Origin of the sequence: Microcoleus sp. PH2017_34_RAT_O_A, assembly GCF_020737885.1 — a bacterium.
Taxonomy (GTDB): domain Bacteria; phylum Cyanobacteriota; class Cyanobacteriia; order Cyanobacteriales; family Microcoleaceae; genus Microcoleus.
On sequence record NZ_JAEQDD010000054.1, the window covers coordinates 1 to 16840 of the forward strand.

At 45.1% G+C, this 16840-nt stretch carries 16 protein-coding genes; 12 read left to right on the forward strand and 4 right to left on the reverse strand.

Annotated elements, in window-relative coordinates; all coding sequences use genetic code 11:
• Positions 1 to 212 precede the first annotated feature (212 nt).
• Positions 213 to 467 (forward strand): NfeD family protein, encoded by a 255-nt coding sequence (locus tag JGK11_RS18640; protein ID WP_293212440.1) that lies wholly within the window; start codon positions 213 to 215, stop codon positions 465 to 467.
• 198 nt (positions 468 to 665) lie between these two features.
• On the opposite strand, the gene JGK11_RS18645 is transcribed toward JGK11_RS18640, so the two are convergent.
• Positions 666 to 1808: an Rpn family recombination-promoting nuclease/putative transposase gene (locus tag JGK11_RS18645; RefSeq protein ID WP_293212441.1), complete on the reverse strand. Its 1143-nt coding sequence runs from the start codon at positions 1806 to 1808 to the stop codon at positions 666 to 668.
• A gap of 149 nt (positions 1809 to 1957) precedes the next feature.
• Between JGK11_RS18645 and JGK11_RS18650 the strand changes: the two genes are divergently transcribed.
• From JGK11_RS18650 to JGK11_RS18690, 9 genes are all read left to right on the forward strand, one after another.
• Complete coding sequence (locus JGK11_RS18650) at positions 1958 to 2332, forward strand: type II toxin-antitoxin system RelE/ParE family toxin (protein WP_293192961.1); 375 nt, start codon at positions 1958 to 1960, stop codon at positions 2330 to 2332.
• Positions 2329 to 2655: an XRE family transcriptional regulator gene (locus JGK11_RS18655; RefSeq protein WP_293192959.1), complete on the forward strand. Its 327-nt coding sequence runs from the start codon at positions 2329 to 2331 to the stop codon at positions 2653 to 2655. The genes JGK11_RS18650 and JGK11_RS18655 overlap by 4 nt, the downstream gene beginning before the upstream one ends.
• A 222-nt stretch (positions 2656 to 2877) precedes the next feature.
• Positions 2878 to 4185: a tetratricopeptide repeat protein gene (locus JGK11_RS18660; RefSeq protein ID WP_293192957.1), complete on the forward strand. Its 1308-nt coding sequence runs from the start codon at positions 2878 to 2880 to the stop codon at positions 4183 to 4185.
• Positions 4164 to 5255: a hypothetical protein gene (locus JGK11_RS18665; protein ID WP_293192955.1), complete on the forward strand. Its 1092-nt coding sequence runs from the start codon at positions 4164 to 4166 to the stop codon at positions 5253 to 5255. The genes JGK11_RS18660 and JGK11_RS18665 overlap by 22 nt, the downstream gene beginning before the upstream one ends.
• Positions 5255 to 8257 (forward strand): CHAT domain-containing protein, encoded by a 3003-nt coding sequence (locus tag JGK11_RS18670; RefSeq protein WP_293192953.1) that lies wholly within the window; start codon positions 5255 to 5257, stop codon positions 8255 to 8257. The genes JGK11_RS18665 and JGK11_RS18670 overlap by 1 nt, the downstream gene beginning before the upstream one ends.
• Before the next feature lie 219 nt (positions 8258 to 8476).
• Positions 8477 to 8896, forward strand: a complete 420-nt coding sequence (locus tag JGK11_RS18675; RefSeq protein ID WP_293212442.1) for a XisH family protein — start codon at positions 8477 to 8479, stop codon at positions 8894 to 8896.
• Positions 8881 to 9216: an element excision factor XisI family protein gene (locus tag JGK11_RS18680; protein WP_293212443.1), complete on the forward strand. Its 336-nt coding sequence runs from the start codon at positions 8881 to 8883 to the stop codon at positions 9214 to 9216. Before JGK11_RS18675 ends, JGK11_RS18680 begins: the two co-directional genes overlap by 16 nt.
• A gap of 184 nt (positions 9217 to 9400) precedes the next feature.
• Positions 9401 to 10279, forward strand: a complete 879-nt coding sequence (glyQ, locus tag JGK11_RS18685) for a glycine--tRNA ligase subunit alpha (protein WP_293192951.1) — start codon at positions 9401 to 9403, stop codon at positions 10277 to 10279.
• Between the two features lie 157 nt (positions 10280 to 10436).
• Entirely contained in the window at positions 10437 to 11204 is a 768-nt protein-coding gene (locus JGK11_RS18690; RefSeq protein ID WP_293212444.1) for an ATP-binding cassette domain-containing protein, read from the forward strand.
• A 41-nt stretch (positions 11205 to 11245) separates the two neighbouring features.
• Here JGK11_RS18690 and JGK11_RS18695 read toward each other — a convergent pair whose 3' ends face one another.
• The gene (locus JGK11_RS18695) at positions 11246 to 12829 is read right to left on the reverse strand and encodes an MDR family MFS transporter (RefSeq protein WP_293212445.1); all 1584 of its coding nucleotides are present in this window, start codon (positions 12827 to 12829) and stop codon (positions 11246 to 11248) included.
• A 105-nt stretch (positions 12830 to 12934) separates the two neighbouring features.
• Positions 12935 to 14203, reverse strand: a complete 1269-nt coding sequence (locus tag JGK11_RS18700) for an MFS transporter (protein ID WP_293212446.1) — start codon at positions 14201 to 14203, stop codon at positions 12935 to 12937.
• Positions 14204 to 14407: 204 nt separating this feature from the next.
• On the opposite strand from JGK11_RS18700, the gene JGK11_RS18705 reads away from it, so the two are divergent.
• On the forward strand, positions 14408 to 14554 hold the full coding sequence (locus JGK11_RS18705; protein WP_293192943.1) for a hypothetical protein: 147 nt from the start codon (positions 14408 to 14410) through the stop codon (positions 14552 to 14554).
• Between the two features lie 22 nt (positions 14555 to 14576).
• Here JGK11_RS18705 and JGK11_RS18710 read toward each other — a convergent pair whose 3' ends face one another.
• Positions 14577 to 15089 carry a DUF2808 domain-containing protein gene (locus tag JGK11_RS18710; RefSeq protein WP_293178156.1) on the reverse strand — a complete coding sequence of 171 codons (513 nt, stop codon included), beginning with the start codon at positions 15087 to 15089 and terminating at the stop codon, positions 14577 to 14579.
• A 484-nt stretch (positions 15090 to 15573) separates the two neighbouring features.
• On the opposite strand from JGK11_RS18710, the gene JGK11_RS18715 reads away from it, so the two are divergent.
• Positions 15574 to 16722 carry a Re/Si-specific NAD(P)(+) transhydrogenase subunit alpha gene (locus tag JGK11_RS18715; RefSeq protein ID WP_293178162.1) on the forward strand — a complete coding sequence of 383 codons (1149 nt, stop codon included), beginning with the start codon at positions 15574 to 15576 and terminating at the stop codon, positions 16720 to 16722.
• Positions 16723 to 16840: the final 118 nt, after the last annotated feature.

The following is a 16840-nucleotide window of genomic DNA, read 5'->3' on the forward strand; positions in this document are numbered from 1 at the left end:
AGGTAGCTGGTGGCCCGCACGGTGCGATCGCCAAATCACTCTCACACCCGGAGACACGGTTTATGTCATCGGCGTTGACAGCATCACTCTGTTAGTTTCGCTCACTCCCGCAGACTAAATCAGAGGATGAACAACTAGGAAATGCGACCTTTCAAATAGCAGAAACAGGCGATTAAACTTCGATATATTTTAATACAAAAGGAGTCAGGGAAATGTTTAACTTAGCAAAAGCTTTCGGTGCGATTTTTTCTGTTCACACCTACAGCACAGAAAACAATATGTTAGTGGACAACTACATCAATACCAATTTTGTCTATTTCAACGAAGAAGCAGTCGTCGATGAATCGATTTACCCGAATCAAACAGGTCGCGTCCGCTTCCAAGGTAGCTGGTGGCCCGCACGGTGCGATCGCTCACACCCGGAGATACTGTTTATGTCATCGGCGTTGACAAAATCACTCTTTTAGTTTCCCTCACTCCCGCCGACTAAAAGAGAAAGTAATCTAAACCTTTTCACGGTAAGAGCCCCGAATTCTTCAAGAAGTCGGGGCTCTTACTGTTCTGTTGTTGAGCGGCAATTAGGCTTAAGTACCCCCTTTATTTCTTAGCCCGCGCACCATCCGGGCTTTGTTTGTGTAGTAGCGGTTTCAACCGCCGGATTATAGCTACAATAAAATGGCATTTTTGAGAGCTTGTTTGTTGGGGCGATCGCCCATTTGAGATTCGCTACTTTCTGGACTGACTGCTGTTGTTTCTGATGCTTTAGCTGGCGGTAGTGGTTCGAGCAGTTTGGATTGAGCTTCCTGAATTGAAGGGTAATTTTCAGCCCAGGATGAAATCACTTCTGAAAGAACATCGCTTTTATCGGATAAGGGTTCAATTAGCTGCGCTAGTTCAGTTAATTGTGTGGCCGAAAAGAGCGATCGCTGGTGAGTTAATAGTTCGATCAACGAGTCAATCTTTTGTTCGGGGACTGACATGGATTCCCGTTGGATTTTGTGAATTGTTTGCCGCACAAATTCTACAGACAAATCTAATAATTGTGCGATCGTCTCTAAATTCATTCCAAACGCGATCATCCGACGAATGGCTTCTAACTTCGCCTGCTGCTCACCTTGTTCGAGTCCTTGTTCGAGTCCTTCTTCTAAACCTTCTTGCTTGACTTCCTGATAAAATCGAGTTTGTCTGAGTTCGCTTAAATTCAACATGGTGGCAATTTCCTCGCGGCTTTTCTGGGGGAGTTTGTAGACGATAATTGTTTCGATGAGGTTGATTAAATCGCGCAAAACGGTGGGATCGGACAACTGCTGTCGGGCCATTGCGATCGATTGGCGTGCTTGTTCTGCGGCTGTCTCTGCTGGCTCGATTACCAGTTTAACAATTTTGACTCCCAGCGAGCGATCGGCGGCTTCTGGCAATTCATCGAGGTAAATCCGTTGGACGCGCTGACTGGTTAAGAGTTCCTGAAATTGCAGCATCTGTTCGTGTTCGATGCGGCGGCTGGGATAGATGACAACGACGCGCCAAGGATTGACGGGTTTGTATTGTCGCAGATAGAGAAAGAGTTCGCCAAAGATGCGGTAGTACAAGTCGGGATCGGGTTGAAACTGAACTTCCGCCAAGTAAAATGGTTTTTCCGGTGCTTCGGTTGTGGGCAGAAATAAGCCATCGATGCGGAATGCGAGTTGTTTGATTTCGCGGGAGGTGAATTCATAGGCGGTGGCTTCGTCTGGAGGGCGATCGATTAGTTCAAAGAAGAAGCTGGGAAATTCTTGAAACAGGCTGTAGAAAATGGTGTCTGTTTTCATGAGTTGTCGATGGGAGTCGAAGATGGAAACTATACCATGCCAAGAGATAACTATGACACAAGAACCCTTTATCTGGGAAATAGATTTTTAGGCTGGGCAACATTTTATGCTATTGTCTAACTTTGTTTTTACAGGAAATTTAGTATAAAATGGTCGATAACAAAGATACTATAGAAGTGCCTTTACGACCTCTTGTTTGGATGGGAGACTCTCGCAAAAATATCCGCGAGTTTCCTGAAGAGGTACAAAAAGCGGTAGGTTATGCCCTACAACTGGTGCAAGCTGGGGAAACACCTTTGTCAGCCAAGCCCTTTAAAGGGGTGGAAAGCGGTGTGTATGAAATTGTCAAACGTTACGATACGGATACTTACAGGGCGGTTTATGCTGTAAAAATTGGTGAAACAATCTATGTGTTGCACGCTTTTCAAAAGAAATCAAAGCAAGGGATTAAAACTCCACAGGCTGATGTTGACTTAATTAAAAAACGCTATCAAAACGCACTAGCGAGGGAGGAAAAATTATGACAGAAGAAACCATTTTTGAAGAAAGCAGCGGTAATGTATTTGCTGACCTGGGATTGGCAGATGCTGACGAACTTTTTGCGCGGGGTAAAATCGGAATTCAGGTACTTCGTCTGTTAAAACAGCGCAACTTAGAACAGCGTGAAATGAGCGAATTACTTGGAATTCCACAGCCAGAAGTATCTCATTTAATGGACGGAGAGTTTCAACGGTTCAGCGAAGGAAAACTACTGATTTTTCTGAAGCGACTCGATACGGAAATCACCTTACATCTTCGCCCTCGTAATGGGGGAAATCAATCTGCTGAAACTGTGATATTGCTATAGGACTTTTGAATTGAAGATTCTTAAATCATATCGCTTTCATAATGGCAGTTAGAACTTAGAATCCCCGTCCGTTCACGCCGGGGAGTATGTCAATGTGTTATAATTCAGCAGAGGCATTTCTGAGCGTTAGTTGGCGTTGAAAAGGATTTTTTAACCGCAGGTGCAGGCGGATTCGCGCGGATTATAGTGATTTGTGCGACGAAAGGGCGATCGAGGTTATTAATGAACGCTGAAGACAACTTACAGATTATGAGGAATCAGCTAGATACGACTCTTAAGTGTTATGAAGCAGCAATTGAGAGCCTGAAACAGGCTGGCTCTTCGATTGAGGTTAAACAAGTTCTGGAAGTTTTGAAGGCACGGGATGCCGTGCAGGTGGCTTTAAAGGAGCAAAAAATTATTCCTACCAGCGGGTTGAAGCAAGTTATTGAGTTAGATTCTGCTCTCAGGGAACAAGCCGAACTGATTACCAAAGCCGTTAATTGCAAAACAATTGAGCAATTTGCTCAGTGGCGTGAAAGTGTTTGTCCTCCCGCAGAAGCCTGGTGGTGGAAACTCGAAAGCTTAGCACCTCCCCACCCTTGGGATGTTTGGGATTGGTTGTGGAAAGGTCTGACAGTTGCGGCTTGGACTGCTAACCTTAGTTTCCTGGTGAATATTGCCACTCGCTTTCTCAGTGGGGGAGTCGGATTTGGAGGAGCTGCTGCTGTTATTTTACCCAGTATTTTCGCGTTACTACAGGCTAGTAGCGAACTTACCAAAGCAGGTCAAGAAGGCTTTGATAAATTACTGGAAAAGTTGAATATTTCTAAACAGTACCGAGAGGAAGCTAAATTGGTATCTGCTGTGCTTTTATTCCTAACTTTAATTAGTATTTGGCTTTCTTTACCCTTGATTTCTAATCTTTATAACCGCAACGGTTTAAAGAATTATACTGAACGGAATTTAGGAGAAGCTGAACAGGATTACCTGAAAGCAATTGCTCTGAATGCAGATAATGTTGACGCTCATTACAATCTGGGTAATCTCTACGAAGAGTGGCAGGAGTTGGAAAAAGCTAAGAAGGAATACCAAATTGCTGTTGCGGGCAATTTGCCAGACGCTTATAATAACTTAGGTCGTTTACAGATTCAGGATAAAAAATATCCACAGGCAGCTTCTATACTGGCAAAAGGTCTTTTGTTAGCGCAAAAGCAAAATAGCGATCCTGAACTTCGGTATAGCTTGTTTAAAAACCTGGGTTGGGTAAGATTGGAGCAAGGCAGGTATGAAGAGGCGCGACTAACCCTGCAAGCAGCGATTGGGATTACCAATAACCCAGAAGCGGCAAAGTACATCAGTAATCCTGGTGCGGCACATTGCTTGTTAGCACAAGCTTTGGACAAACAAAAAAAACCGAAAGCGTTGGAACAATGGCTTAAATGCTGTCAGCTTGCTTCGAGACTTAATCCTGATGAAGATACTTGGTTGCATCTATCCCAAGAAAAATTAAGCAAAGCCGGAAAAAAATGCACAAACCCAACAAAATAAGCAGGCTAATTGGAATCTTTTTTAGTTTATTTATAGTTAGCATATCCACGCCTGGATTTACCAAAGAAGAGGGATTGATTTTTGTTTCTGAGGTTAAAGGAACAGTTGAAATTAAGCGAGATGGTCGGGGAAAATACCAACGAGCTTATGGGGGTGAGAACCTAAATCCTTCAGATAAGTTACGACTGCAACAAGGTGCAGGGGTGACAGTGGTTTGCAATAACTTATTGACTTGGAATCCTCAGTCTAGAGGAGAATTCCTGGTTTCCCAAGGCTGCACATCTGCAACTAAAGCAGTTCTCAGAAGACCTAACAGCAACCGCAGTGAAACTCGCAATGCCAACGACCCCACAATTCCCTACTTAATTAGTCCTCGAAACACCTATATTTTGACTCGCCAGCCAACCATAACTTGGAATATGGTAGCAGGTGCGGCTAGCTATCAGGTTCAGGTATCGGGGCCTGGTGTGAATTGGAAAACCCAGGTTAGCCAGCCACAAGTTGTTTATTCTGGAAACGAAGTGCTGCAAGCTGGGAAGCGTTATTGGGTGACGATTGCGACTAATAATGGTGTTTCGACTAAAGATAAGGATAACCCTGGATTTACTGTACTAAGCGACGCGGATACGCAGCGGGTTAAAACGGAGATTTCACAGTTACAACAGCAGCCCTTAAGTGACAAGTCAAAAGTGTTGGCGCTGGCACATCTGTACAGAAGCAATCAGTTGAATGCTGAGGCAATTGCGGTCTTGGAGAAAGCAGTCAAACAGGGGAACCAAGCCACCGCATTTTATCAGCTATTAGGCAGTATTTACCAGCAGGTGGGGTTAAATTCGTTGGCGAAAGAACGATATTTAACTGGATTGAACTTGGCAAAGGCAGAACAGAATTGGGAAGCACAAGCCATGATTCAAGAGAGTTTGGGCGAAGTTGAGGAAACCCTCGACCAATTGAAAAATGCTTTGCAGCGATATCAGGAAGCGCAGAGTAGTTATCGGGTGCTGGGTGATGAAGGAAAGGTACAGAAATTACAGCAAAAATTAGATGATCTGAAAGGGAGGATTTCCTGATGAGTAAGTTGAGAGTGAAGCAAACATTGGCTTTGATGAGTTGGTTGGGAATTGCTGGTTTATGGTTTTTTGTGCCAGAGTTGGCGAAAGGGCAGGTAATTTCTGGAAGTGTCATTGCTCAATCAGATGAATTGGCGGAAGCAGAACGATTGAACGAGCAAGCGGTACAACTTTATAAGCAGGGCAAGTACGATGAGGCAATTCCCCTAGCAGAGCAGGCGCTTGCTATTCGTAGAAAGGTTCTGGGACAGGATCACCCATCTGTGGCAACCAGCTTGAATAATTTGGCAGCATTGTACGAAAGCCAAGGACGCTACAGAGAAGTCGAACCTCTCTATCGTAAAGCTTTGGAGATGAGACAGCGCCTGTTGGGTAACGAGCACCCAGATGTAGCAGCCAGCTTGAATAATTTGGCAGCATTGTACGCACTCCAAGGACGCTACAGTGAAGCAGAAGCTTTCTACCGCAAAGCTTTAGAGATGAATAAGCGCCTGTTGGGTAGCGAGCATCCTAATATGGCAGCCAGCTTAAATAATTTGGCATTATTGTACGACAGTCAAGGACGCTACAGTGAAGCTGAACCCCTCTTTCGGCAAACTTTAGAAATGAGACAGCGCTTATTGGGTAAAGAACACCCATCTGTGGCAATCAGCTTGAATAATTTGGCATTATCGTACACACAGCAAGGACGCTACAGTGAAGCTGAACCCCTCTTTCGGCAAACTTTAGAGATGAGACAGCGCCTGTTGGGTAAAGAGCACCCATCTGTGGCAACCAGCTCGAATAATTTGGCATTTTTGTACGCAAGCCAAGGACGCTATAGCGAAGCCGAACCTCTCTATCGTAAAGTTTTGGAGATGAGACAGCGCTTGTTGGGTAACGAACATCCAGATATAGCCGCCAGCTTAAATAATTTGGCAGGGTTGTACTACAGCCAAAGGCGCTACAGTGAAGCTGAGCCCCTCTTTCGCCAAGCTTTGGAGATGAACAAACGCCTGTTGGGTAACGAGCACCCATCTGTGGCAAACAGCTTAAATAATTTGGCATTGTGGTACGCAAGCCAAGGACGCTATAGCGAAGCCGAACCTATCTATCGTAAAGCTTTGAAGATGAGACAGCGCTTGTTGGGTAACGAACATCCAGATATAGCCACCAGCTTGAATAATTTGGCATTGTTGTGCGACAGTCAAGAACGCTACAGTGAAGCTGAACCCCTCTTTCGCCAAGCTTTGGAGATGAGACAGCGCTTGTTGGGCAAAGAACACCCAGATGTGGCAATCAGCTTAAATAATTTGGCAGCTTTGTACTGGAGGCAAGGCAATACGGATCGCACCCTAGAATTTCAGGCTCAAGGTATAAAGGTAGAAGAACAAAACCTCAGTTACAACCTCGCAGCAGGGTTTGATCGCCAGAAGCGCGATTACATTAAAACTGTCTCTGGGACTACAAATGCAAATATCTCCCTGCACCTCAATGCTGTTCCCAACAACTCACAAGCTGCTCGTTTAGCACTAACCACCATCTTCCAACGCAAAGGACGCATCTTAGATATCTTCACCAATAGCCTGCAAATTTTGCGCCAGCGTGTCAATGACCCAGAAAGCCAGAAATTAATTGATAACCTATCCAATACTTACAGCCAACTTGCAACCCTGATTTACAATCAACCCGAGAAACTTCCACTGCAAGAATACCGCCAGCGAGTTTCTGACATTGACGATCGAGCCAAACAGCTAGAAGACCAACTCAGTCGTCGCAGTGCAGAATTCCGCACTCTTGCCCAATCCGTCCCGTTAGAAAAAATTCAAAAATTAATTCCAACCGATGCAGCTTTAGTAGAATTTGTGCGATATCAACCTGTCAATCCCAAAGCACAACTAAATCAACGCTTTGGCGAACCTCATTACGCCGCCTACATCCTGACTTCCAGTGGAAATATCCAAGCTATCGACTTAGGCGAAGCCAATAAAATTGAGAAATCCCTAGAATTATTCCGTCAATCTTTGGCCGATCAAAACACTCCTATCTCTCAACTGCAAGAATCTGCACGTAATTTGGATCGACTCCTCATGCAGCCCGTGCGAAAATTGTTGGGAAATACTGACAAAATCCTCCTCTCCCCCGATGGCGCACTCAATCTCATTCCCTTTGAAGCATTAGTTGATGAAAATAACCAATACTTAGTAGAAAACTATTCATTTACTTACCTCACCTCCGGGCGCGACTTGCTGCGACTGCAAATCTCATCTCCTAGCCAACAGCCACCAGTAGTCATAGCTGACCCCTATTTCGATCGCCCTGGTGAAGTCGCTACCATTAGTAGCAACAACAACAATACCCGTTCGATCGACCTTTCCAAAATAATATTTTCTCCCCTATCAGGTACAGCAGAAGAAGCAAGGGCAATAGCATCTCTTTTTAAAATTAACCCCCTACTACATTCCCAAGCTACGGAAAGTGCAATCAAACAGGTAAAAAGCCCTCAGATTCTTCATATTGCCACGCACGGTTTCTTTCAAGATGGGTCACGCTCTCAATCCAATCAAAATACCATTAATGACAATCCTCTGCTGCTTTCAGGATTAGTTCTATCTGGGTTCAAAAAGCAGCAGGGCGGAGGTAATGAAGATGGCGTTCTCACCGCCTTAGAAGTCACTACCCTAAACCTCGTCGGGACAAAACTGGTGGCGTTGTCTGCCTGCGATACGGGTATAGGAAAAGATGCCACTGGCGAAGGTATTTATGGCTTGCGTCGGGCTTTAGTAATTGCAGGGTCTGAGAGTCAGCTAATCAGCTTGTGGAAAGTTGATGATAATGGGACTAAAGACTTGATGGTGAAATACTACAACCGATTGCTAAACAATCAGGGACGGAGTGAGGCACTGCGCCAGACTCAATTAGAGATGCTCAAGAGTGAAACTTATCAGCATCCCTACTACTGGGCTGCATTTATTCCTTCTGGTGATTGGAGACCAATGGGATTGAAACCTATTTCCCAGTAATCTGGGTAACAGCTTGCCCTGGAACCCACTTTCCGAACGCTCACCTTGCCTTCAAACCCCAGCAACTTGAGAACGATACAATATACCTGAAAAAAGAACTTAAATATCCAGCGATATTAAGGAGTGAAATGATTCTCTAAATTTTCGTCACTCATCAAGCTGTGGCAAATTCTGTCAAATAGTGCTAAAATATAACTAGATATCCAGCTTTCATAACTAATGTCTAGACGCGATAATTTACATCTATCCCTGCGGCAAACTCTCGAAAAAGACGGGTGGACGATTACGGATGACCCGTTAATCTTAGTGTTAGAACAAACGATATTGAAACCTGATTTAGGAGCAGAAAAGTTTTTCGCAGCAGAAAAAGAAGAACGGAAAATAGCTGTGGAAATCAAAGACTTCGACTCTCCTTCAGTAATTAATGAACTGGAAAAAACGATGGGACAGCTTCAGCTTTACCAATGGGCTTTGGAAGAGCAAGAATCCAAGCGGCAGTTGTTTCTAGCGATCGCTCAAACCATCTATATTCGACATTTCCAAAAACCAATTTTTCAGCTAGCCGTTCAACGTAATAGAATTAACTTATTAGTTTACGAACCAGAGCAGGAGGCTATTGTTCAATGGATCGCTCACTAAATTATGCAGATATCCTGAAACAAACCCTACAAGAAGCAACACGATCGCAACCTCGCTTACAAGCCATTCAGCTTTATCCTGTCTGCGATACCGATTCAGGTCATTTCCTGATTCTCGCTACAGGCTGGGACAAGCAACGCTGGATGGACACGATTCTGTTTCACGCTCGCTTGGTCGATCGCCATGTCATCATAGAAGAAGATAACTTTGAGGAAGGGTTAACCGCTGCACTGATTGTCGCCGGTATCCAACCAGAGCATATTATGACTGGTCTTGATTATCAAAATCGTGCTAGCCCTGTGGTGTTTCAGGTGGTGTAGCGATCGCGATTACAGAAAGAGCGATCGCCATAACTCGATCGATACAAGATACCTGAAAAAAAAACTTAAATATCTACCGATACTTTCGGCATCTCTTGTCTAATTTCGGCATGATTTATTTCAATAAACTCTGCCTTGAGTATGCTTAAATAAGTTTAGACACTTACTAACCAGATTTAAACCAGTGAACTTTCAATCAGTCATTGCCACCTTAAACAAATTCTGGAGCGATCGAGGCTGCCTGATCGCCCAATCCTACGACACAGAAAAAGGTGCAGGAACCATGAATCCCCACACTTTTCTCAGAGCAATTGGGCCTGAACCTTGGTCTGTCGCCTACGTCGAACCCTGTCGCCGCCCCACCGATGGACGCTACGGCGAAAATCCGAATCGCTTCCAACATTACTATCAATATCAAGTCCTGATTAAACCATCTCCTCCTAATATCCAAGAAATCTATTTGGACTCGCTGAGAGCATTAGGAATTAAACCAGAAGACCATGACATTCGCTTCGTAGAAGATAACTGGGAATCTCCAACTTTAGGCGCTTGGGGCGTGGGTTGGGAAGTCTGGCTGGATGGCATGGAAATCACTCAATTTACCTATTTTCAACAGTGCGGCAGCATTGATTGTCGCCCGGTTTCGATTGAGATTACCTACGGGCTAGAACGCCTCGCAATGTATCTGCAAGAAGTCGATGCGATGACCAAAATCCAGTGGACAGATGGCATTACTTACGGCGATGTTTACCTGCAAGGAGAAATAGAACAGTGTACTTATAACTTTGAAGCTTCCAATCCTGAATTGCTGTTTACTTTGTTTGGGCTGTACGAACAAGAAGCAGAACAATTGACTAAGAAAGGATTGGTTTTGCCTAGTCTTGATTATGTGTTAAAATGTTCGCATACTTTCAATTTGCTCGATGCTAGAGGTGTGATTTCGGTAACGGAGAGAACTCGGTACATTACCAAAATTCGCAACTTGGCGCGGCGGGTGGCTCAGCTTTATTTGGAACAGCGGGAACAGTTGGGTTTCCCATTGGAGAAAGCTGTGAAGGTTTGAGAAGTAAGTAATGTGAAATTCGGGTGCATCTGGGTTTTGAAGAGGGCGAAGCATTACCGCATATAAGTTATTAGTTATAATCTTATGCTGATTGCGGTAATGCTTCGCCCCTACACACATATTTGCTTGCAGAAATATCATATTTTAAATTAATTTAATGCCTAATTATTCTGAAAATTATCCAGAAACTACTCCTCAATTGCGGGTTGATGGTGTAAGTTTTAAAACACCGATCGCCTCTAGCTACTTATTGGACAATATCTCGTTTCAGGTACAAAAGGGATCTCGCGTCGCAATTGTCGGCCCTTCGGGGGCAGGGAAAACCACGCTGTTGCGGTTGCTGAACCGACTCAGCAGCCCCACGACTGGCTCGATTTATCTGGAAAATACAGATTACCGGCAAATTGGGGCGATCGAACTTCGCAGACAAATCACCCTGGTGATGCAAGAATCGAAGCTGTTGGGAATGTCGGTGCGGGAAGCTTTGGCTTATCCTTTGAAGCTGCGGGGTGTGAATTCATCAGAAATAGGAGACAGAATTAGCGGGGTTATTCAACAACTTCATATCCCCGAAGAATGGCTAAATCGCACGGAATTGCAACTTTCCACAGGCCAAAAGCAATTGGTGGCGATCGCACGGGCGATCGTTCTCGAACCCAAAATATTGCTGTTAGACGAGCCCACGTCCGCCCTAGATGCTGGAAAAGCGGCTTACCTGGTGCAGGTATTGCAAGAGCTAAGTAACAGCCAAACTACTATTTTAATGGTAAATCACCAATTAGAATTAGCCCAGGAATTTGCGACTCGCGTTTTATATTTACAGCAAGGGAGACTCCTGGAAAACGCTATGTGCGATCGGATTAATTGGGAAGAAATGCGGCAAAATTTAATCCAAGCAGAAGCACAAGCAGAACAAGAATGGTGAATCTATTAACTGTCAACTGTCAACTGTCAACTGTCAACTGTTTAATGTGCTCCCCCAGCACCCGCGCCAGCTTTCACTTTTTTAAAGCCCAAAATCGCAATTCCACTTAATAACAAAGCAATGCCCACAAAGTAAAAACAATCATTAAAAGCCATCACATAAGCTTCGCGGCGCACAATACTATCAATTGCCTTAATTGCCTGATCTTTCGCCACGCTCAAATCAGCACCGCGACTTACAAAATACTGAGTCATTTGATTGATTCGTTCCTGCGTCGCTGGAGAGTACAAAGAAACAGATTCCCCCAATCGATTCGAGTGAAATTGCTCGCGTTGAGTAACCAAAGTTGCTAGGGCCGCAATTCCCACCGAACCACCCAGATTTCGCATCATATTAAATAAACCCGAAGCCGAACCAGCCTCGTGTTTCTCCATACCAGCGGTGGCGATCGTTGATAGTGGTATCATAATTAAAGGCTGCCCCAAAGCGCGCACTAATTGCGACCAACGCAACTGATCGATACCCGTTTCATGAGTCATACTAGCATTCATAAAACAACTGATCGCAAAACAACTCACACCGATCGCAATTAGCAACCGCATATCAATTCGCTGCATCAATTTCGGTACTAGCGGTACGATGAATAACTGCGGCACCCCAGCCCACATAATCACCTCGCCAATTTGCATGGCATTGTACTGCTGGATCTGACCTAAATACAGTGGTAAAATGAACACCGAACCGTACAATCCTACACCTAACGAAACATTGACAATAGTTGCTAAGCCGAAATTGCGGCGAGTTAGCAGTCGTAGATTAATAAACGGTTTTTTTCGAGTTAGTTCAATCCAGAAAAAAGCGCCGAGAAATATAGCAGAAACTATGCTTAAACGCACAATAAAATCAGAACTAAACCAGTCTTTCCGGCTGCCTTCTTCTAACACAACTTGCAGGGAACCCAAGCCGATCGCCATTGAGATAATTCCCCACCAGTCGCCACCTTTTAGCAATGATAATTGCATCGGCTTAGGGTCAACTGCATACCACACAGCAGCTAGCAGCAACATCCCCGGAATCAAGTTCAAATAAAAGACATATTCCCACCCGTAATTCTCCGTCAGCCAACCTCCCAATGTCGGGCCAATCGATGGTGCAAAAGTCGCTGTCAGTGCAAACATCGCCATGCCAATCGGCTGCTTTTTGGGCGGCAAATTGGTCAGCAAAAACGTAAAAGCCATCGGAATTAAAATTCCGCCACTCAATCCTTGTAAAGCCCTAAATACAATCATTGAAGTCAAATTCCACGCCCAAGCGCAGCACATGGAAAAGAAGACAAAGAAAGCGGCATTTACCAAGATGTAGCGGCGCACTGAGAACACCTGCGACAGCCAACCCGTAATCGGAATGACGACTATTTCTGCGACTAGATAGGCGGTGGAAATCCAAGAACCTTCTTCTAATGTTGCGCCTAAAGCTGCTTGAATATCTCGGAGAGAAGCGTTGGTGATTTGGATGTCCAAAACTGCCATGAATGCGCCGAGAATTGTTCCCATGACGCCGATCCAGGTTTTTAGGGGAACGCGATCGTCGCTCTGCTTCTGGGGAATTGCACTGGTATTTGCCATTGGTTTTACCTCTGGTGTAATGAATTTGGATTTTTTAACCGCAGAGGGCGCAGAGGGCGCAGAGTAAGAGAGGGGAATCAAGAAGGAGAGAAGTTTACCAATTTTTTAGGAAATTAAACCCATTTTTTGATAAAGTGGTCTGACTAAGTTTTTTAAAGCTGGCAACTGTCTGGTAAAAATTATTGAACCTAAAATACAAATTATACCACCAAGTATGACTGTATTGGGAGAGCCGATATAATTTGCCATTCCACCTGCTACTAAATTACCAAACGGTGTCACTCCAAAAAATGCCATCGTGTAGATGCTCATTACTCTGCCACGTTTGTCGTCTTCTACTATTGTTTGCAAAAATGTGTTTCCTCCGGCAAATTGGATGATGAAACCAAATCCTACAAACAACATCATGATTAATGACAGCCACAAGATGCGGGACAAACCAAAACCAATCAGTCCAAATCCCATGATTGCTGGCGAAATTGCAATCAGTTTGCCGATGCCTACGATACTTTTTCGTCCGATTAAATAAATCGCGCCTGCAAATGCTCCGACTCCGGAAGCTGCCATCAAAAATCCGAGGGTTTGCGGGCCGCCGTTGAGAATTTTTGTGGCAAAAATTGGGACTAATACTGTGTGGGACATTCCGGCGAAGCTGACTAATGCTAATAGCAGTAAGATGGCTCGAATCGGGGGAAATCCGAAGGCGTAATCGAATCCTTCTTTTAATCTTTGTAAGGGTTTGGTATTGCTTGCTGCTATTTTACGGGGTTTGATCTTCATTGCTAATAAGCCTGCAATGACGGCGATGTAGCTGATTCCGTCAATCAGAAAACAATAACTGGCGCCGACTGTACCTATCACCAATCCGGCAATTGCTGGGCCGATGAGTCGCGCTCCGTTGAACATGGAAGCGTTGAGGGCGATCGCATTTGCTAAGTCTTCTTTCTTTTCTACGAGTTCGGGGACAAATGCTTGCCGTGCGGGCGCGTCAAAGGCGTTAATTGCCCCTTGAAATAAACTCAGTACCAAAAGCTGCCAAATGTTGATGACTCCTGTTAGCGCTAAAAATGCTAGGGCTAAGGATTGAACCATCGCTAAGATTTGAGTGGCAATTATCACTCGGTGCCGATTCGTGCGATCGATTAAAACTCCGGCAAAAGGCAGTAAGATTAATGTGGGAATTTGACTGGTAAATCCGACTACGCCCAGCATCCAAGGTGAATCGCTTAAATTGTAGACCAGCCACACTGTAGCAACTTGGGTCATCCAACTGCCAATCAGCGAGATGCCTTGTCCTGCAAAAAATAGGCGGTAGTTTTGCGATCGCAGTGCTGGCGGAAGTTTGATTTTTTTGATTTTTGCTAGAAGATTCATGTATCAGTTTCGTCAATATTTTGTATGGTAGCGCCCCGGAGCATACGTCTAATTAGTTAGGGCAACCATCGGGGAATTACCATAGACTTATTTTACGAATCAAATACAATTGCGGTATGAGCCTCTGGTTCTATTTTAGGATTTCGGAAAATTAGGATTTGAGTATTCAGGGTTTATGCACTCCTTGCAAAGAAACCGGGTTTTTTGCGTATCTGCGGGCTGCAATCTAGTATTTTTGAGAAAAAACCCGGTTTCTGGCCATCGGTGCGATCGCGAATTATCTTGTTAATTTCTTCCCTACAGCAAAACGATCGCCACAGTGATATCTTTCTGTCGCGATCGCCTGTTTAGCTAAAATTTGCTTCCGGGAACCTCAATCAATGCTCAACAGCCAAGTCCCTAAATAACGCATCAATGGAACGTCCCCAGGAGTGCGAATGCGGACGTTGAAATGGTACATTCCGCCCGGACTTGGGTTTCTGACGTTGGAGAGGACAACTTCAACGTTGTTACCGGCAGGAATTGGCTCTGCGGGATAAATTTCTATGAATCGATTTTCTTTGTCCCAGATTACTTCTTGCAATGCTATTGTTTTGTCTTTGACGCGCACTTTAATGTCTTTTTGGTCGAATTCGCCTTTGTAATAGTCTGGATAAGTAATGTTGAGTTGGGCGATCGCCAAACTTACTTTTTTGGAAGGAATTCGCAGCCGGTATCTGTCGCCAACCATTCCGGCTTTGCCGTAATCCAAGCGATAGTTTAACTGGTTGGCGCGTTCTGGGCCGCCGAAAATCGTGAATCCGGGCATCGACTGGGCTAAACTGATGGCCGGTAAGCCTGTCAGCAAGCAACCTGTAACTGCTAGTGCTGAAAATAATCGTTTCATAATCACTCCTCTAATCAAACTGCTGGTGAAGCTTAAATATCGATCGCCCGAAATTTGCGATCGAGCCTACAATATACCGAATTTCTCAATAATTCTCTCAGCCGAAACGCCCGCGCTCGCTCAATTTTTTTTTGCGTAATAATACTGACAACAGACATTCAAACTACCGAATTAGGCAGCATTGTATCATATCACCCTGGGCTGCAAGGTTAACAGTTTAGTGAATTTGAATCTATAAGACAAGTTAAAGAAGCGAGTGTAATTTTGGGGATCGGCTTTAGTATCAACGTGAGAAGCCAGCGATTGAAGTCGCACGCCAAACAAACGAAGACAGCCAGCGATTGAAATCGCGCCTACACAAACGATGTCCGCCGGACGCCGACTGGGAAATTTGAATTTCAACCTGCTCCCGTCAGGTTTTGTCTGTGTAGACGCGGTTTCAACCGCCCTGTCTATGTCTGTGTCTAGAGTATAAGGAGAGTCCATGAAATTAGCGATCGCCAAAGAAGTCGAAGCAGAGGAACGCCGGGTAGCCTTAGTACCCGACGTTGTAGCCCGATTAGTCAAACAAGGCGTCGAAGTTTGGGTTGAGGCGGGTGCGGGTGCAAAATCCTTTTTCTCGGATCTTGCTTACGAAGAAGCCGGAGCTCGTGTTGTCGCCGATACCGCTACGCTGTGGGGCGAAGCCGATGTCGTCGTCAAAATCGGGGAGCTCAAAGAATCAGAAGTTCACCAACTTCGCGAAGGAGGAGTTTTCATCGGATTTTTGAATCCCTTGGGAAATCCGGCGTTAGTACAGCGGTTGGCCGATCGCAAAATAACTGCATTCAGCATGGAAATGATTCCGCGCACCAGCCGCGCCCAAAGCATGGATGCACTATCATCCCAGGCCAACGTCGCCGGCTACAAAGCCGTACTGATTGCAGCCTGTGCATTACCGAAATATTTCCCGATGTTGACAACAGCGGCGGGTACAATTCGCCCCGCGAAAATATTGGTGATGGGTGTGGGCGTTGCGGGCTTACAGGCGATCGCCACAGCACGTCGTTTGGGCGCAGTCGTCGAAGCATTTGACATCCGCCCGGAAACAAAAGAACAAGTGCAAAGTTTGGGCGCTAAATTTATTGATGTCGAACTCAAAGAAGAAACTGTAGCAGCAGGCGGCTATGCTAAAGAATTATCAGAAGCAGCTAAAGAACACACCCGCCAAGTGCTCACCCAGCACGTCGGCGCTTCTGATGCAGTAATTACAACCGCTCAAGTTCCTGGTAGAAAAGCCCCGATTTTAGTTACCAGAGAAATGGTTTCTCAAATGAAACCGGGAGCAATAATTGTTGACTTGGCAGCGGAACAAGGTGGGAATTGCGAGTGCACGGAAGCAGGCAAAGATGTTGAATGGAACGGAGTTAATGTCATCGGCCCGATTAATTTACCGTCGTCGATGCCAGTACACGCTAGTGAAACTTACTCGAAGAATGTCTCGGCTTTGCTTCAGTTGATGCTGAAAGATAAGGAACTGATTTTGAATTTTGAAGATGATATCATCGCTGGTTCCTGTGTGGCTCGTGATGGCGAAATTAGCAACCAGCGGGTGCGGGATGCTTTGGCCGCTCAGGCTTCAGTCGTTAGTTAGATGATTTTTTGGAAGAATACCCGGCGATTGAAATCGCGGCTACACAAACAATGTCCGCCTCCGCGGACTAATGAAGCCCCGGCGATTGAAATCGCGGCTACACAAACAATGTCCGCCT

Coding starts and splice junctions, on each gene's coding strand:
- JGK11_RS18640 (WP_293212440.1), top strand. CDS start 213: ATGTTTAACTTAGCAAAAGCTTTCGGTGCGATTTTTTCTGTTCACACC.
- JGK11_RS18645 (WP_293212441.1), bottom strand. CDS start 1,808: ATGAAAACAGACACCATTTTCTACAGCCTGTTTCAAGAATTTCCCAGC.
- JGK11_RS18650 (WP_293192961.1), top strand. CDS start 1,958: ATGGTCGATAACAAAGATACTATAGAAGTGCCTTTACGACCTCTTGTT.
- JGK11_RS18655 (WP_293192959.1), top strand. CDS start 2,329: ATGACAGAAGAAACCATTTTTGAAGAAAGCAGCGGTAATGTATTTGCT.
- JGK11_RS18660 (WP_293192957.1), top strand. CDS start 2,878: ATGAACGCTGAAGACAACTTACAGATTATGAGGAATCAGCTAGATACG.
- JGK11_RS18665 (WP_293192955.1), top strand. CDS start 4,164: ATGCACAAACCCAACAAAATAAGCAGGCTAATTGGAATCTTTTTTAGT.
- JGK11_RS18670 (WP_293192953.1), top strand. CDS start 5,255: ATGAGTAAGTTGAGAGTGAAGCAAACATTGGCTTTGATGAGTTGGTTG.
- JGK11_RS18675 (WP_293212442.1), top strand. CDS start 8,477: ATGTCTAGACGCGATAATTTACATCTATCCCTGCGGCAAACTCTCGAA.
- JGK11_RS18680 (WP_293212443.1), top strand. CDS start 8,881: ATGGATCGCTCACTAAATTATGCAGATATCCTGAAACAAACCCTACAA.
- JGK11_RS18690 (WP_293212444.1), top strand. CDS start 10,437: ATGCCTAATTATTCTGAAAATTATCCAGAAACTACTCCTCAATTGCGG.
- JGK11_RS18695 (WP_293212445.1), bottom strand. CDS start 12,829: ATGGCAAATACCAGTGCAATTCCCCAGAAGCAGAGCGACGATCGCGTT.
- JGK11_RS18700 (WP_293212446.1), bottom strand. CDS start 14,203: ATGAATCTTCTAGCAAAAATCAAAAAAATCAAACTTCCGCCAGCACTG.
- JGK11_RS18710 (WP_293178156.1), bottom strand. CDS start 15,089: ATGAAACGATTATTTTCAGCACTAGCAGTTACAGGTTGCTTGCTGACA.
- JGK11_RS18715 (WP_293178162.1), top strand. CDS start 15,574: ATGAAATTAGCGATCGCCAAAGAAGTCGAAGCAGAGGAACGCCGGGTA.